The organism is Elioraea tepidiphila DSM 17972 (assembly GCF_000378465.1).
GTDB lineage: Bacteria > Pseudomonadota > Alphaproteobacteria > Acetobacterales > Acetobacteraceae > Elioraea > Elioraea tepidiphila.
Genome location: NZ_KB899919.1, coordinates 95,292 through 109,744, shown reverse-complemented (window position 1 = coordinate 109,744; position 14,453 = coordinate 95,292). Strand labels below are relative to the sequence as shown.

Below are 14,453 nucleotides of genomic sequence, written 5' to 3'. Positions count from 1 at the left end.
CCTCCGAATCCCCTGCACGGCGCGTGATGTATTCGCCCGAGATCCTGCTCACCGCCGTACTGAACGGGCTGATGACCGGCTCGGTCTATGCGCTGATCGCGCTCGGGCTGACGCTGGTCTACGGCGTGTTGCACATCATCAACTTCGCCCATGGCGCGACGCTGACCGCGGCGATGTTCGCGGTCTATGTCCTGCACGGTGCCGCCGGGCTCGACCCCTATGTCGCGATGATCGTCACCGTGCCCGGCCTGTTCGCGCTCGGCTACGCCGTGCAGCGGCTGGTGATCGGGCCGGCGAGCCACGGCGATGACGGCAACATCCTGCTGGTCACGCTCGGCCTCGCGATCATCATCGAGAACGCGCTGCTGGCCTGGTTCCGCTCCGACACGCGCTCGATCGACGTGCCTTACGGGTTCTCGGTCATCGAGGTGGGCACGCTGTTCCTCTCCTTGCCGCGCGTGATCGCGGTCTTCGGCGTCCTGCTGGTGGCCCTGCTGCTGTGGCTGTTCCTCGCGCGCAGCACAACCGGCCAGGCGATCCGGGCGGTGGCGAAGGAGAAGACCGGGGCGGCGCTCGTCGGCATCGATGTCGGCCATATCTACGCCGTCACCTTCGGCCTCGGCGCGGCGTGCCTTGCGGTCGCGGCCTCGCTGCTGATGCCGACCTTCCTGGTGAACCCGCGCATCGGCAATGCCTTCGTGCTCGTCGCCTTCACCATCGTCGTGCTCGGCGGCATGGGCTCGATCCCGGGCGCGCTGCTCGGCGGGCTGTTCATCGGCGTGGTCGAGAGCCTGTCGGGCCTGTTCATGGGCGAGAGCCTGGGCCAGATCGGCATCTTCCTGATCTTCATCCTGGTGCTGCTGATCCGCCCGACCGGACTGTTCGGAGCGAAGGCATGAGCGCGCTCCGCCCCTACGCCGCGATCCTCGCGGTGCTCGCCGTCCTCGCCGTGCTGCCGGTCGTCTTCACTTCCGGCACGATGCAGAACTTCCTGATCTTCACCCTGATCGTCGCACTCGCGGGTCAGGGCTGGAACCTGCTCGGCGGCTATGGCGGGCAGTTCAGCTTCGGCCATGCCAGCTTCTTCGGCACCGGCGCCTACGCGATCGCGATCCTGCAGGAGCGGCTCGGCCTCAACCCCTGGCTTGCGCTGCCGATCGCGATCGGGCTCGGCGCGCTGGTCGGCGCGGTGATCGGCACCCTCGCCTTCCGGGCGCGGCTGCGCGGCTCCTATTTCGCGCTCGTCACGCTCGCCTTCGCCGAGGTGTTCCGCATCGTCGCCAATGTGCTGCCGGTGACGGGCGGTGCGGCCGGCATCCTGATCCGGCTGAATGTCGATCCGCTGAACTTCCAGTTCGCCGACCGTGCGGCGTTCCATTGGCTGACGCTGCTGTTTCTCGGCGCGGTGATGCTGCTGGTGCGCGCGCTGGAGCGTGGGCGGTTCGGCGCGCGGCTGGTGGCGGTGCGCGAGAATGAGGATGCCGCGCGCGCGCTCGGCGTCGATGTGCTGCGCGTCAAGATCGCCGCGATCACCCTCTCGGGCGCGATCACGGCCGCCGCCGGCTGCCTCTATGCGCAGAAATTCCTCTATCTCGACGCGATGATCGCCTATGGGCCGTGGATTTCCGTGGAGGCCCTGCTCGCGCCGATCATCGGCGGCCTCGGCACCGTGTTCGGCCCGGTGCTCGGCGCCTTCGTGCTGCACGGCATCGGCGAGCTTACCAAGACCTGGATCGCCACGCTCACCGGTGGCGCGTTGCCTGGTGTGGATCTCGTGCTGTTCGGCGTGCTGCTGATCATCACCGTCGGCTTCGCCCCGCGCGGCATCCTCGGTCTCCTCCCGCGCCTGCGGGTGCGCGCCGCATGAGCGCGCTGCTGGAGGTCGAGCGCGTCACCATGCGCTTCGGCGGGCTGACCGCGGTGGACGATGCGTCGATGGCCGTTCCCGAGGGCGCGATCACCGGCCTGATCGGTCCGAACGGCGCGGGCAAGACCACGCTGTTCGCGGTGATCTCCGGCTTCCTCGCGCCCACGGCCGGCCGCGTGCGCTATCGCGGCGACGACATCACCGATCTCTCCGTGCATGTGCGCGCCGAGCGCGGCATCGCGCGCACTTTCCAGGTGGTCCAACCCTTCGCCGGACTGTCCGTGCGCGAGAACATCGCGGTCGGCGCCTATCTCCGCCATGCCGCGCGCGAGGAGGCGCTCGCTGCCGCTGGTGCAGTGGCCGAGCGCGTCGGGCTCACGCGGATGCTCGACCAGCAGGCCGGCGCCCTGACCGTCGCGGGACGCAAGCGGCTGGAACTCGCCCGCGCGCTCGCGACCGAACCGACGCTGCTGCTGCTCGACGAGGTGCTCGCGGGCCTCAACCCCTCCGAGATCCGCGACATGATCCCGGTGATCCGCCGCATCCGCGACGATGGCATCACGATCCTGATCGTCGAGCATGTGATGCAGGCGGTGATGAACCTGTGCGACCGTGTGCATGTGATCGCGCAGGGGAAGCTGATCGCCGAGGGCACGCCGGCGGAGGTTGCGCGCAACCCGAGGGTGGTGGAAGCCTATCTCGGCCACGGCGCGGCCGAGCGCATGCTGCGGGTGCAGGGCGGTGGCTGAGCCGATGCTGCGCGTCGAGGACGTGGTCGCCGGCTATGGCGGCGTGCCGGTGCTGCGCGGCGTCTCGCTCGAGGTTGCGGCGGGCGAGGTGGTCGCGGTGCTGGGTGCCAACGGTGTCGGCAAGACCACGCTGAACAAGACGATCTCGGGGCTGGTGCGCGCGAGTGCGGGCGCGATCACCTTCGAGGGCGCTCGGATCGAGCGCGCCGCGCCGCCGGCGATCGTGCGCGCCGGACTGATCCATGTGCCGGAGGGTCGGCGGATCTTCCCGAACCTCACCGTGCGCGAGAACCTGGAGCTCGGCGCCTATGCCCGCGCGCGGGCGAACCGTGCGACGAATCTGGAGCGTGTCTTCACGATCTTCCCGCGGCTCAACGAACGCACCGCGCAGCTCGCCGGCACGCTGTCGGGCGGCGAGCAGCAGATGCTGGCGATCGGGCGCGGGCTGATGGCCGAGCCGCGCCTGCTGATCCTCGATGAGCCCTCGCTCGGTCTCTCGCCGCTGCTGGTCGAGGAGCTCTTCTCGCTGATCGCGCGGATCGCCGGCGAGGGGCTCGCGGTGATGCTGGTCGAGCAGAACGTCGTGCAGTCGCTCGCCCTTGCCGTGCGCGCCTATGTGCTGGAGAACGGCGCGGTGGTGATGCAGGGACCGGCAGCGGAACTCGCGCGCAACCCCGATCTGGAGAGGGCCTATCTCGGGCTCTGAACAACGATGAACGTGATCCGCGCCAGCCAACTCACCGTGGACGATGCCTGGCTCGACCGGTGGTCGCGCTTCGCCGCCGGGCTGCGCTTCCAGGACATCCCCGCTTCGGTGGCGGCACATGCGCGGCTCGTTCTGCTCGACACGATCGGCGCGATCGCCGCCGGCGCGCAGGAGCCGGAGATGGTCGCGCTCACGTGCCGCATGGCCGACTTGCACGGCACGGGCGGCGTGACCACCGCCGTGATCGGTGGGCGCACGCGGCTGCCGCTGCCGGTCGCTGCGTTCCTGAATGGCACCGCCGGCACCATGCTGGAGCTCGACGAGGGCAACCAGTACTGCCGCGGCCATCCGGCGATCCATGTCGTGCCGGCTGCCCTCGCCGCCGCCGACCGGCGCGGCGCCTCGGGGCGCGACCTCATCCGCGCGCTGGTGCTCGGCTACGAGATCGGTGCCCGCATCGGCATCGCCTCGACGCTGCGCGTGACCATGCACCCGCACGGCACCTGGGGCACCGTCGGTGCGGCGGTCGCGGTGGCGTCGCTCGCCGGCGTGGACGCGGCGACGATGCGTGAAACGATCAACGTCGCCTCGACGCTCGGGCTCGCGACCAGCCGGCGCACCATGCTGCAAGGGGGCACCGTGCGGAACACCTACGCCGGCGTTGCGAACGAGCTCGGGCTGACCGCGGTCGAACTGGTCGGTGCGGGCTTCGTCGGCGAGCCGGATGGCGTCGCGACGGTGTTCGGCACCGTTTCGGCGGACGATTTCCGTCCCCATGAGATGACGCACGAGCTGGGCTCGCGCTGGGAGATCGCACGCAACTACTTCAAGCGCCACGCCGCCTGCCGCTACACCCACGGCGCGCTCGATGCGCTCGGCGCGATCCTCGCCGAGACGGGCCCGGTCGCGCCGGATGACGTCGCCGCGCTGGAGGTGGACACTTATGTCTGGGCCGCGCAGCTCGACGATCCCGCGCCCCGCAACATGCTGGCGGCGAAGTTCTCGCTGCCCTTTGCGCTCGCCACGCTGATCGTCAACGGCAATACCGCGGTTGCATCGTTCCGGGATCCAGCGCGCCTGGATGCGGCGACGCGGGCGCTTGCGGCGCGCGTCACGGTGCGCGAGGACGAGGCCTTCACCGCTGCCCTGCCTGCCCTCCGCCCGGCGCGCGTCACGCTCGCCTTGCGCGACGGACGGCGCGTGCAGCGCGAAGTGACCACGAACCGCGGCGACACCGAGGCGCCCTATCCGCCGGAAGAGGTCGTCGCGAAGTTCACTGAGCTCGCCGCCCCCACCTGGGGCACGGATGGCGCGGCGGTGGTCCGCCGGGCGGTCGAAACGATCGACACGATGCGGGATGTGCGCGCGTTGACGGCGTTGCTGGCAGGATGACGATGGGACTGAGAGAGCGTCTGGCCAAACCGCGCATCGTGCTCGCCCCCGGCGTGTGCGATGCGTTCACCGCGGCGATCGCTGCCGATGCCGGGTTCGAGGCGCTCTATGTCTCGGGTGCGGCAATCGCCTATACGCGGCTCGGCCGACCCGATATCGGGCTCGTGTCGATGAGCGAGGTGGCGGATCATGTGACGCGCATTGCCGATCGGGTGGCGACACCGCTGATCGTCGATGCCGACACCGGCTACGGCAACGCGCTGAATGTGCAGCGCACGGTGCGCGCCTTCGAGCGTGCGGGCGCCACCATGATCCAGCTTGAGGACCAGACGTTTCCCAAGCGTTGTGGCCATCTCGACGGCAAAGGCGTGGTTCCCGCCGCCGAGATGGTGGGCAAGATCCGCGCCGCGGTCGATGCGCGCCGGAGTGCCGACACGCTGATCCTCGCGCGCACCGATGCGGTGGCGATCGAGGGGCTGGAGGCGGCCGTAGAGCGGGCCCATGCCTATGCCGAGGCGGGGGCGGATGCGCTGTTCGTCGAGGCGCCGCGCACGCGGGAGGATCTCGCGCGCGTCACCGCCGCCCTGGGCGGGACGCGGCCGCTGCTCGCCAACATGGTCGAGGGCGGCAAGACACCGGTGCTGTCCGCCCCCGAGCTGGAGGCGATCGGCTTCCGCATCGTCATCTTCCCCGGCGGCATCGTGCGCGCGCTCGCCCGGACCGCGCGCGACTACTACGCCTCGCTCGCAAGCGCCCGCACGACCGAGCCGTTCCGCGACCGCATGCTCGACCTCACAGGGCTGAACGAGCTGATCGGTACGCCAGAGATGCTGGCACTCGGCAAGCGCTACGACGCATGAGCCTCGACCCCGTCACGCTCGCGGTGCTCAAGGGACGGCTGGAGCAGATCGCCGACGAGATGGACGCGACCCTGGCGCGCTCGGCCTTCAACCCGATCATCGCCGAGGCGCGCGACCTTTCGCACGGCCTCTACCACGCCGAGACGGGCGAGACGCTGGTGCAGGGCAGTGCCGGGTTGCCGATCTTTGTCGGCGCCACCGCCTTTGCCGTGCGCGCGGTGATCGCGGCGGTGGCAAAGGAGGGTGGCGCCAAGCCAGGCGAGACCTGGATTTTCAACGACCCCTATGACGGCGGGACGCATCTGAACGACTTCCGCCTGGTGCGGCCGGTGTTCCGAGGGGGGCGCCTGTTCTGCTGGATCGCTTCCGTGGGGCACTGGCTTGACATCGGCGGCAATGTGCCCGGCGGCTACAACCCGCGCGCGACGGATGCGCATCAGGAGGGCGTACGCATCCCGCCCGTGCGGCTGATGCGGGATGGCGTGGTCGATCCGGCGATCGTCGCGATCCTGCAGGCCAACACGCGCGTGCCGCTCTCCAACTGGGGCGACCTGAACGGCCAGATCAACGCGCTCGACCTCGGCGAGCGGCGCCTGCATGCGCTGCTCGACGAGACCGGCGAGGACATGGTCGCGGAGGCGCTGGCGGCGCTGACCGCGCGCGCCGAGGCGCTGATGCGGAGCGAACTCGCGCGCCTGCCCGATGGTCGCTACGTCGCCGAGGACTTTCTCGACAATGACGGCATCACCGATACGCCGCTGCCGATCCACCTCGCCATGACGGTCGCGGGCGAGGCGATGACACTCGACTTCACCGGCTCTGCACCAGCCTGCGCGGGGCCGTTGAACATCAGCCGCGCCACCACGATCGCCTGCTGCTATGTCGCGCTGAAGCATCTGTTCCCCGAGGTGCCGGCGAATGGCGGCTGCCTCGCGCCGATCCGTTTCGTCGTGCCCGAGGGCTCGATCCTGGCGGCGAACGCGCCCAAGCCGGTGGCGGGCTATACCGAGACGATCCTGCGCGTGATCGACACCGTGTTCCGCGCCTTCGGCCAGGCAGCGCCCGAGCGCGCGACGGCCGGTCCGTTCGCGACCATCAACGCGCTCTCGATCAGCGGCTGGCGCGAGGCGGCCACGCGCTGGGTGATGTTCTGCTTCTTCGGCGGTGGCCTCGGCGGCAACCCGGAGACCGACGGGCTGAACCACGGCAACAACCCGATCAGCACCGCGACGATCCCGCCGCTGGAGATCCTGGAAGCTGCGTACCCGGTACGCTTCACGCAATGGGCGCTGCGTCCCGACAGCGGCGGGCCGGGGCTGCATCGCGGCGGCTTGGGCGCGATCTACGAGATCGCGGTGGATGATGCGCGCGGCGCCGAGGCGTTCCTGCTCGGCGAGCGCGGCCGATTCCCGCCCTTCGGCGTGAACGGCGGCGGTGATGCCGCGCCGAACCGGTTCGGCTACGAGACCGAGGCCGGCTGGGAGCAGCCGCCGATGGTCTCGAAGGTGTTCGGCGTTCGGCTCGGCGAGGGTGCGCGCCTGCGGCTGGAGACGCCAGGCGGCGGCGGCTGGGGCGATCCCCACGCGCGCGATCCCGCGCGCGTCGCCCGCGACGTGCGGCTCGGTTACGTCTCGGCGGAGGCCGCGCGGCGGGATTACGCCGTGGTCGTGACCGCCGACGGCAGCGTGGATGCCGCCGCGACCGCCGCACTGCGCAAGGCCGCCGCCGCATGAGCGCGATCGTCGGGGTGGATGTCGGCGGCACCTTCACCGACCTGTTCGCGCTCGATCCCGCAACCGGGACGTTCCGCACGGGCAAGGTGCCATCGAAACGCGGCGACGAGGCAGCCGGCTTCATCGACGGGCTGAATGCCGTCGGCGGCGTGGCCGGGCTCGCCGCGGTGGTGCACGGCACGACGGTTGGCACCAATGCGCTGCTGGAGCGCAAGGGGGCGCGCATCGGCCTGATCGCGACGCGCGGCTTCCGCGACGTGCTGGAGATGCGCCGGCGCGACCGCCGCCGCACCTGGGGGCTGTGGGGCGATTTCGTGCCGGTCGTGGACCGCGACCTGCGGATCGAGGTGGACGAGCGCACCCGCGCCGACGGCACGGTACTCGTCGCCATCGATCCGGCGCAGGTGATCGAGGCCGGCCGTGCCTTGCGCGCGCGCGGCGTCGAGGCGATCGCGGTCGCGTTCATCAACGCCTACGCCAACCCGGCGAACGAGCGCGCGGCAATGGCGGCACTGCGCGCGCTCTGGCCCGACGGGCATCTCTGCTGCTCGTCCGACATCCTGCCGGAGATCCGCGAGTTCGAACGCACCAGCACCACGGCGCTGAACGCCTATCTGCAACCTGTGGTCGGCGCCTATCTCGGCCGGCTGGAAGCCGCGCTCGATCAGGGCGGGTTCGGCGGCCGGTTCCACATCGTGCAGTCGAACGGCGGCGTGATGAACACCGTGATGGCGCGCAGCCTGCCGGTGCGGACTGCCCTGTCCGGCCCGGCCGCCGGCGTGATCGCCGCGGCGGCGATCGCGCGCGCGTCCGGCTTTCCCGATGTGATCACCGGCGATCTCGGCGGCACAAGCTTCGACGTCTCGCTGGTGGCGAACGGCCAGCCCGCCTTCGCCGCGCAGGCGGCGATCGATTTCGGCCTCGTCATCCGCACGCCGATGGTGGAGATCACGACGATCGGCGCCGGCGGCGGCTCGATCGCGCGCGTCGATGCCGGGGGATTGTTGCAGGTCGGGCCGGAGAGCGCGGGCTCGGTGCCCGGGCCGGTCTGCTACGGTGCCGGCAACGACCGCCCGACGCTGACGGACGCAAATGTTGTGCTGGGCCGGATCAACGCCGAACGTCCGATCGGCGGCGCGCTCGCGCGTCTCGATGTCGAGGCGGCGAAGGAGGCGATCGCGCGCCAGATCGGCGCGCCGCTCGGGCTCGATGCGGTGGCGGCGGCGGATGCGATCGTGCGCGTGGCGAACGCGAAGATGGCGGGCACGATCCGGCTGCTGTCGATCGAGCGAGGGCATGATCCGGCGCGCTTCGCGTTGATGCCGTTCGGCGGCGGCGGCGCGCTGCACGCGGGTGCGCTGATGCGCGAGGTGGGGCTGAAGGCGACGCTGGTGCCCCGCTTCCCCGGCGTCACCTCGGCGCTCGGCTGCGTGCTCGCCGATCTGCGCCATGACCAGGTGCAGACGGTGAACCTGATGCTCGCCGGACTCGACGAGGCGGCGCTCGAGGCGCGGCTGGTGGCCGCGGGCGAGGAGGCGCGCGGCGTGATCGAGCGCGGCGGCCTGCCGATCGAGGGCGTGGAGGTGCGGTTCGAGGCCGACATGCACTATGTCGGGCAGACGCACACGGTGGCGGTGCCTTTGCCGTTCCGGCTCGCGGGTGGTGCGGCGGGCGTCACGATCGCGGCGATCCGCACGGCGTTCGAGGCCGCCTATACGGTGGCGTTCTCGCGGCTGCTGCCGGAAATTCCGATCCGCATCGCCAATGTCCGCACGATCGCGATCGGCCGGCGGCCGCCGCTCGATCTCGCGACACTCGCGCCGCCCGCCACCGCCTCGCGCGCGGCGGCCGAGCGTGGCGCCCGCACGGTCTGGTTCGACGGCACAGCGCGTGAGGCAACCGTGTGGTCGCGGCTCGACCTGCCGGTCGGCGCCGAGATCGCCGGCCCTGCGATCCTCGAACAGCCGGATGCGACGATCGTGGTCGATCCCGGACTCGCCGCACGGGTCGACCGTCTCGGCAACCTGGTGATCACACGCGCATGACCGATCTCGCGACGACCGCGCTGCTGCTCTGCGACCTGCAGAACGACTTCATCCACCCCAAGGGCGCCTATGCGCGCGGCGGGCAGTCGGCGCCCGAGATCGCGGCCCTGCCCGCGCGGCTCGCGCCGCTGGCGCAACGGGTGCGCGCCGGCGGCGGCTGGGTGGTGGCGACGCTGTTCACGCTGGTGCCGGGCAAGGCCAGCGAGCCGTTCATCTCGCCGCATCTGAAGGCGCTGCGGCCGTTCCTGCGCGCGGGCGATTTCGCGCCAGGCTCGTGGGGCCAGGCGCTGGTGGACGAACTCGCACCGGCCGACCTCACGGTGGAGAAGGTCGCCTACAGCGCGTTCTACATGAGCCGGCTGGAATGGGTGCTGCGCAAGGCCGGGATCGAGCGGCTGCTGGTGGCCGGGATCGTCACCAATGGCGGCGTCGCCTCGACGCTGCGCGACGCGGCGGTGCGCGATTTCCCCTGCACGCTGCTGTCGGATGGCTGCGCGGCGTTCGATCCGCGCACGCATGAGGTGGCGGTCGAGGCGCTCAAGCCGGTGGCGCGCATCGCGACGGTCGCCGAAACGCTGGATGCGTTCGGATGAGCGGGCCGAGCGTCGCGCCAGCGGCAGGCGTCAGCTTCGGCGCCGAGGCCGAGGTGCTGATCATCGGCGGCGGTGCGGCGGGGATGGTGGCGGCGCTGGCGGCGACGCAGGTCGGCGCCGAGCCGGTGGTGGTGGAGCGCGATGCGGTGCCGCGCGGCTCGACCGCGCTCTCGGCCGGGCTGATCCCGGCGGCCGGCACGCGCTGGCAACGCGCGGCGGGGATCGACGATGACGCCGAGCGCTTCGCCGCCGATATCCGCCGCAAGGCGAAAGGCGAGGCCGACGAGGCGGTGCTCGATGCGGTGACGCGCGGGATTGCCGGCACGCTGGAGTGGCTCGCCGATGCGCACGGGCTCGCGTTCTCGGTGGTCACGGACTTCCTCTATCCGGGGCACAGCGCGCATCGGATGCACGGGCTCGCGAGCCGGTCCGGTGCCGAGCTGATCGACCGGCTGCGCGTGGCGGTGGAGCGCGCGGACGTCGCGGTGCTCACCGAGGCTGTGGCACGCACGCTGTTCGTCGAGGATGACGGCACGGTGCGTGGTGTGGGGATCGTGCGGCCGGATGGCAGCGAGGAGCGCGTTGCCTGCCGCGCGCTGGTGCTGGCGTGCAACGGCTATGGCGGCAATCGCGAGCTCGTGCGGCGACACATTCCGGAGCTCGCCGAGGCGGTGTGGTTCGGGCATGACGGCAATCGCGGCGAGGCGGTGCTGTGGGGCGAGGCGCTGGGGGCGGAGCTGCGCCATCTGTCCGGGCATCAGGGGCATGGGTCGGTCGCGCATCCGCACGGCATCCTGATCACCTGGGCGGTGATCATGCAGGGCGGGGTGCAGGTGAATGCGCTGGGTGAACGGTTCAGCAACGAGTCGGAGGGGTATTCGGAACAGGCGGCGCGGGTGCTGGCGCAGCCTGGCGGGGTTGCGTGGGATGTGTTCGACGAGCGGCTCGCGGGGATTGCGCGGCAGTTCGAGGATTTCCGCGCGGCGGAGGCGGCGGGCGCGGTCGTGCGCGCCGACAGCGTTGCGGCGCTGGCGGAGGCGATGAAGGTGCCGGAGGCGGCGTTGGCGGCGGCGCTGGCGGAGCGTGGGGCGCCGGATCGGTTCGGGCGCGATTGGACGGGGCTCGCGCCGCTTGCGCCGCCCTATTGCGCGGTGCGGGTGACGGGCGCGCTCTTCCACACGCAGGGCGGCCTGGCGATCCGTGGCGACGCGCGGGTAAAGCGTGAGGCGGGCGGTGTGTTCCCGAACCTGTTCGCGGCCGGCGGTGCGGCGGCGGGGCTCTCCGGTTCACGTGCCGCTGGCTATCTCTCCGGCAACGGGTTGCTGACGGCGGTGGCTCTGGGCGGGATCGCCGGTCGCGAGGCGGCGCGTTTCAGCCGGATGCGGTGATCCGGGGTCCAGGGGCCTTGCGGCCCCTGGCGGGGGGCGCGGGGGGCGGAGCCCCTCGCCGGTACTGTGTGTGTGGCTCGCCCGGTTTGGCGTCCGAGACGAGCGCGTGATCCGGTGCGAGCACGCAGGCGGGATCGGTGCGCGCGGCATCTCCGGTGAGCGCGAAGGCCTGACACCGGCATCCGCCGAAGTCGATCGTGCGGCGATCGCAACTGCGGCACGGCTCGGGCATCCAGTGCTCGCCGCGATAGGCGTTGAAGCCGGGGTTGTCGCGCCAGATCGTGCCGAGGTCGTGCTCGCGCACATTCCACCATGCCAGCGGCAGCGTGTGCGCGGCGTGGCAGGGCAGCGCGGTGCCGTCGGGGCCGACGACGATGAAGCGCTGCGCCCAGCCGTCCATGCAGGCCTTCGGCTTGCCGGTGAAGTAGTCGGGCAGCACGAACAGCACCTCCATACGTCCCTTCAGCCGTGCGCGTGCTTCGGCCGCCGTGGCGCGGGCGCGTTCGATCTGCGCGCGGTCGGGCAGCAGCGATTCCCGGTTGGCGAGCGCCCAGCCGAGATACTGGGTGTTGGCGAGTTCGAGCCGTTCGGCGCCCCAGTCTTCGGCGAGCGCGACGATCTCCGGCACGTGGTCGAGGTTGGCCCGGTGCAGCACCACGTTCAGCGTCAGCGGCAGGCCGAGCGCGCGCACCCAGCCTGCGACCTCGCGCTTGTGCGCGAAGCTGCGCGTGCCGGCGATCGCGTCGGAGCGCGATTCGTCGGCGTCCTGCACGGAGAGCTGCACGGCGTCGAGGCCGGCGTCGCGCAGGGCGGCGAGGCGGTCGCGCGTGAGCGGCAGGCCGGAGGTGATCAGCGTCTGGTAGAGCTCGAGGCGCCGTCCGTGGGCGACGATGGTTTCGAGGTCGTCGCGCAGCAGCGGCTCGCCGCCGGTGAGCGTCACCTGCATCACGCCGAGGGCTTCAGCCTCGGTCAGTACGCGGGTCCAGTCATCGGTGGCGAGGGAGTCGTGCCGCTTCGTCCAGTCGAGCGGATTGGAGCAGTAGCCGCAGCGCAGCGGGCAGCGATAGGTCAGTTCCGCGACCAGGGTGTAGGGGCGCGGCGCGGTCATGGCGCGACCCGGACGAGCGCGCGATCGGCGAGCGCCGAGAGGAGCGCGATCGCCTCGGCCTCGATCCGGTCCGCGGGCGCGTTGTGCGTGGCGGCGAGGGAGGCTGCGACCTCGCGCACCGAGCGCGTGCCGTCGAGCGCGCGCAGCACCGCGACGGCCGAGGCGTTCAGCTCCAGCCCGCGTTCGGGCGCCAGCAGCACGGTCTTGCCGGTGATGCGGTCCTCGCGCAGCCGCACCTTGGGCGCGAGCGCGACGACGCTTTCGGGCGCGATCACGAGACGTCCTCGGCGAAGGATGGCGGCGCCATGCGCGGCTCGGCGAAGTGGGCGAGCCAGACGCAGTCGAGCAGGTGCCAGAGGATCTGCGTCTTGGTGATCAGCGCCTCGACGCACTTCTTCTGCATCGCGTAGGTGTCGGCGTGGGTGACGACGTACTCGATCGCCTCCTCGCTGTCGCGGCGCGCGCGCGGCACGCGCGAGCGGAAATAGGCGAGCATGTCGGGGCTGACCCAGGGGTAGTGTTTCTCCCAGGCGGCGATGCGGCGGCTCATCAGGTCGGGAGCGAAGAACTCGGTGAGCGAGGAGGCGACGGCCTCGACGAAGGAGCGCTCGCGCACGAGCTGCACATAAGCGTCGCAGGCGAAACGCACGCCCGGCAGCACGTCGACGCAGGAGGCCACACGGTCGCGGTCGAGCCCGACGCCCTCGGCCAGGCGCAGCCAGAGTGCGAGCCCGCCATCGCCGTCCTCGGCGCCGATATGGTCGTGGATGCGGCGCACCCATTGGCGCGAGAAGGCGGCATCCTCGCTGCGGCTGACGATGATCGCATCCTTCACCGGAATGCGCGTCTGGTAATAGAAGCGGTTCAGCACCCAGGCCTGGAGCTGCTCCTTGGTGAGCGTGCCCTCGTGCATCCGGATGTGCACGGGATGGTGGTCGTGGTAGCGGCGGGCACCCTCGCGGCGCAGCCAGTCGATGAAGGCGTCCTTGGGCAGCGGGGCGCGCGACAGCTCGGTCACAGGGCGATCTCCATCCCGTCCTCGGCGACCGTCCAGCCGGCCGCCTCCACCCGTTCCCGCTCGGCGCTGTCCTCGCGCAGGATCGGGTTGGTGTTGTTGATGTGGACGAACAGCTTGCGCGCCACGGCGAGATCCGCAAGCCGGGCGAGCGAGCCGTCCGGCCCGCCGATCGGCAGATGCGCCATGTCGGCCGCGCGCTTGTCCATCAGCTTCGGCCGCGCGAGCTCGTCCTCGGACCAGAACGTGCCGTCGAAGATCAGCGCGTCCACACCCTCCATGGCCGCGCGCATCGCGGGCGTGATGCCGCCGGCGCCGGGGAAGGCGGCGAGGCGGCGGCCCTGACGGTCGCGCACGATCAGCCCGATCGCCTGATCCTCGCTCGGGGCCTCGCGGCCTTCGCGATGCACCGGCGGCTTGCCCGGCACGGGCACAGGGGTCGCGAACAACATCGCGCGCGCGGGGTTGGGGTCATCGAGCGGCGCCTCCAGCCCGGCGACGAGCCGGCGCCAGGTCACCTGCCCGGGGAAGCGTTCCAGCGTGCGGTAGAGCGCATTGCCGTCCACGAAACCGCGCCGCACCGTTTCGGTGGCGAGCACGGTGATGGGGTGGTTCTCGCGCAGGGAGAGCAGGCCGAGCGTGTGGTCGAGGTCGCCGCAGGTGAGGGCGATGGCGGCGATCGGCGAATGGCGCGGCGCGCGCGGCCAGAGCGCGGGGAACGCCTCGATCTGGGAGCGAATCTCGGGGCCGCAGTTCAGCAGCACCCAGCGATCGGCATCGCCCGAGAGGGCGATCGTCACCTGGCTCCGGGGCTTGGCGCGAATCGTCCCACGGCGCAGACCGTCGCAGTTCGGGCAGCCGCAGTTCCACTGCGGGAAGCCGCCGCCGGCGCCCGCGCCCAGGATGCGGATCAGCATGCGCGAAGGCGGCCGCCGCGGGGTCTCCCGCGGCGGCCGGCGGGATCACTCGGCGCGGTCGTCCTCGCCGAACTCGCCCT

At 71.4% G+C, this 14,453-nt stretch carries 14 protein-coding genes; 10 read left to right on the top strand and 4 right to left on the bottom strand.

The window, feature by feature from the left end:
• The first annotated feature begins 26 nt into the window (after nucleotides 1-26).
• From F563_RS0109635 to F563_RS0109590, 10 genes are read left to right on the top strand one after another with little or no spacing between them, the layout of a single operon-like run.
• Nucleotides 27-899 carry a branched-chain amino acid ABC transporter permease gene (locus F563_RS0109635; RefSeq protein ID WP_019014461.1) on the top strand — a complete coding sequence of 291 codons (873 nt, stop codon included), beginning with the start codon at nucleotides 27-29 and terminating at the stop codon, nucleotides 897-899.
• Entirely contained in the window at nucleotides 896-1,867 is a 972-nt protein-coding gene (locus F563_RS0109630) for a branched-chain amino acid ABC transporter permease (protein ID WP_019014460.1), read from the top strand. Before F563_RS0109635 ends, F563_RS0109630 begins: the two co-directional genes overlap by 4 nt.
• Entirely contained in the window at nucleotides 1,864-2,616 is a 753-nt protein-coding gene (locus tag F563_RS0109625) for an ABC transporter ATP-binding protein (RefSeq protein ID WP_019014459.1), read from the top strand. Before F563_RS0109630 ends, F563_RS0109625 begins: the two co-directional genes overlap by 4 nt.
• 4 nt (nucleotides 2,617-2,620) lie before the next feature.
• Nucleotides 2,621-3,322 (top strand): ABC transporter ATP-binding protein, encoded by a 702-nt coding sequence (locus F563_RS25105; protein WP_019014458.1) that lies wholly within the window; start codon nucleotides 2,621-2,623, stop codon nucleotides 3,320-3,322.
• A gap of 6 nt (nucleotides 3,323-3,328) precedes the next feature.
• Nucleotides 3,329-4,714, top strand: coding sequence for an MmgE/PrpD family protein (locus tag F563_RS0109615; protein WP_019014457.1), 1,386 nt, complete (start codon nucleotides 3,329-3,331; stop codon nucleotides 4,712-4,714).
• Nucleotides 4,715-4,716: 2 nt separating this feature from the next.
• Nucleotides 4,717-5,574: an isocitrate lyase/PEP mutase family protein gene (locus tag F563_RS0109610; protein WP_026299468.1), complete on the top strand. Its 858-nt coding sequence runs from the start codon at nucleotides 4,717-4,719 to the stop codon at nucleotides 5,572-5,574.
• Nucleotides 5,571-7,307 (top strand): hydantoinase B/oxoprolinase family protein, encoded by a 1,737-nt coding sequence (locus F563_RS0109605; protein ID WP_019014455.1) that lies wholly within the window; start codon nucleotides 5,571-5,573, stop codon nucleotides 7,305-7,307. The genes F563_RS0109610 and F563_RS0109605 overlap by 4 nt, the downstream gene beginning before the upstream one ends.
• A complete protein-coding gene (locus tag F563_RS0109600) occupies nucleotides 7,304-9,352 on the top strand; it encodes a hydantoinase/oxoprolinase family protein (protein WP_019014454.1) in 2,049 nt (682 codons plus the stop codon). Before F563_RS0109605 ends, F563_RS0109600 begins: the two co-directional genes overlap by 4 nt.
• Entirely contained in the window at nucleotides 9,349-9,945 is a 597-nt protein-coding gene (locus tag F563_RS0109595) for a cysteine hydrolase family protein (protein ID WP_019014453.1), read from the top strand. The genes F563_RS0109600 and F563_RS0109595 overlap by 4 nt, the downstream gene beginning before the upstream one ends.
• Entirely contained in the window at nucleotides 9,942-11,333 is a 1,392-nt protein-coding gene (locus tag F563_RS0109590) for an FAD-dependent oxidoreductase (protein ID WP_019014452.1), read from the top strand. The genes F563_RS0109595 and F563_RS0109590 overlap by 4 nt, the downstream gene beginning before the upstream one ends.
• Here the strand turns inward: F563_RS0109590 and pqqE are convergent.
• From pqqE to pqqB, 4 genes are read right to left on the bottom strand one after another with little or no spacing between them, the layout of a single operon-like run.
• Nucleotides 11,317-12,441, bottom strand: a complete 1,125-nt coding sequence (gene pqqE, locus F563_RS0109585) for a pyrroloquinoline quinone biosynthesis protein PqqE (RefSeq protein ID WP_019014451.1) — start codon at nucleotides 12,439-12,441, stop codon at nucleotides 11,317-11,319. The genes F563_RS0109590 and pqqE overlap by 17 nt on opposite strands.
• A complete protein-coding gene (gene pqqD / locus F563_RS0109580; RefSeq protein WP_019014450.1) occupies nucleotides 12,438-12,716 on the bottom strand; it encodes a pyrroloquinoline quinone biosynthesis peptide chaperone PqqD in 279 nt (92 codons plus the stop codon). The genes pqqE and pqqD overlap by 4 nt, the downstream gene beginning before the upstream one ends.
• Nucleotides 12,713-13,459 carry a pyrroloquinoline-quinone synthase PqqC gene (pqqC, locus tag F563_RS0109575; RefSeq protein WP_019014449.1) on the bottom strand — a complete coding sequence of 249 codons (747 nt, stop codon included), beginning with the start codon at nucleotides 13,457-13,459 and terminating at the stop codon, nucleotides 12,713-12,715. The genes pqqD and pqqC overlap by 4 nt, the downstream gene beginning before the upstream one ends.
• Complete coding sequence (gene pqqB / locus F563_RS0109570) at nucleotides 13,456-14,373, bottom strand: pyrroloquinoline quinone biosynthesis protein PqqB (RefSeq protein ID WP_019014448.1); 918 nt, start codon at nucleotides 14,371-14,373, stop codon at nucleotides 13,456-13,458. The genes pqqC and pqqB overlap by 4 nt, the downstream gene beginning before the upstream one ends.
• Nucleotides 14,374-14,453: the final 80 nt, after the last annotated feature.

Bases quoted from the DNA above. Each gene is read 5' to 3' on its own strand.
- F563_RS0109630 (WP_019014460.1), top strand. From the start codon at position 896: ATGAGCGCGCTCCGCCCCTACGCCGCGATCCTCGCGGTGCTCGCCGTC.
- F563_RS0109590 (WP_019014452.1), top strand. From the start codon at position 9,942: ATGAGCGGGCCGAGCGTCGCGCCAGCGGCAGGCGTCAGCTTCGGCGCC.
- F563_RS0109625 (WP_019014459.1), top strand. From the start codon at position 1,864: ATGAGCGCGCTGCTGGAGGTCGAGCGCGTCACCATGCGCTTCGGCGGG.
- F563_RS0109635 (WP_019014461.1), top strand. From the start codon at position 27: ATGTATTCGCCCGAGATCCTGCTCACCGCCGTACTGAACGGGCTGATG.
- pqqB (WP_019014448.1), bottom strand. From the start codon at position 14,373: ATGCTGATCCGCATCCTGGGCGCGGGCGCCGGCGGCGGCTTCCCGCAG.
- F563_RS25105 (WP_019014458.1), top strand. From the start codon at position 2,621: ATGCTGCGCGTCGAGGACGTGGTCGCCGGCTATGGCGGCGTGCCGGTG.
- pqqE (WP_019014451.1), bottom strand. From the start codon at position 12,441: ATGACCGCGCCGCGCCCCTACACCCTGGTCGCGGAACTGACCTATCGC.
- F563_RS0109595 (WP_019014453.1), top strand. From the start codon at position 9,349: ATGACCGATCTCGCGACGACCGCGCTGCTGCTCTGCGACCTGCAGAAC.
- F563_RS0109600 (WP_019014454.1), top strand. From the start codon at position 7,304: ATGAGCGCGATCGTCGGGGTGGATGTCGGCGGCACCTTCACCGACCTG.
- F563_RS0109610 (WP_026299468.1), top strand. From the start codon at position 4,717: ATGGGACTGAGAGAGCGTCTGGCCAAACCGCGCATCGTGCTCGCCCCC.
- F563_RS0109605 (WP_019014455.1), top strand. From the start codon at position 5,571: ATGAGCCTCGACCCCGTCACGCTCGCGGTGCTCAAGGGACGGCTGGAG.
- F563_RS0109615 (WP_019014457.1), top strand. From the start codon at position 3,329: ATGAACGTGATCCGCGCCAGCCAACTCACCGTGGACGATGCCTGGCTC.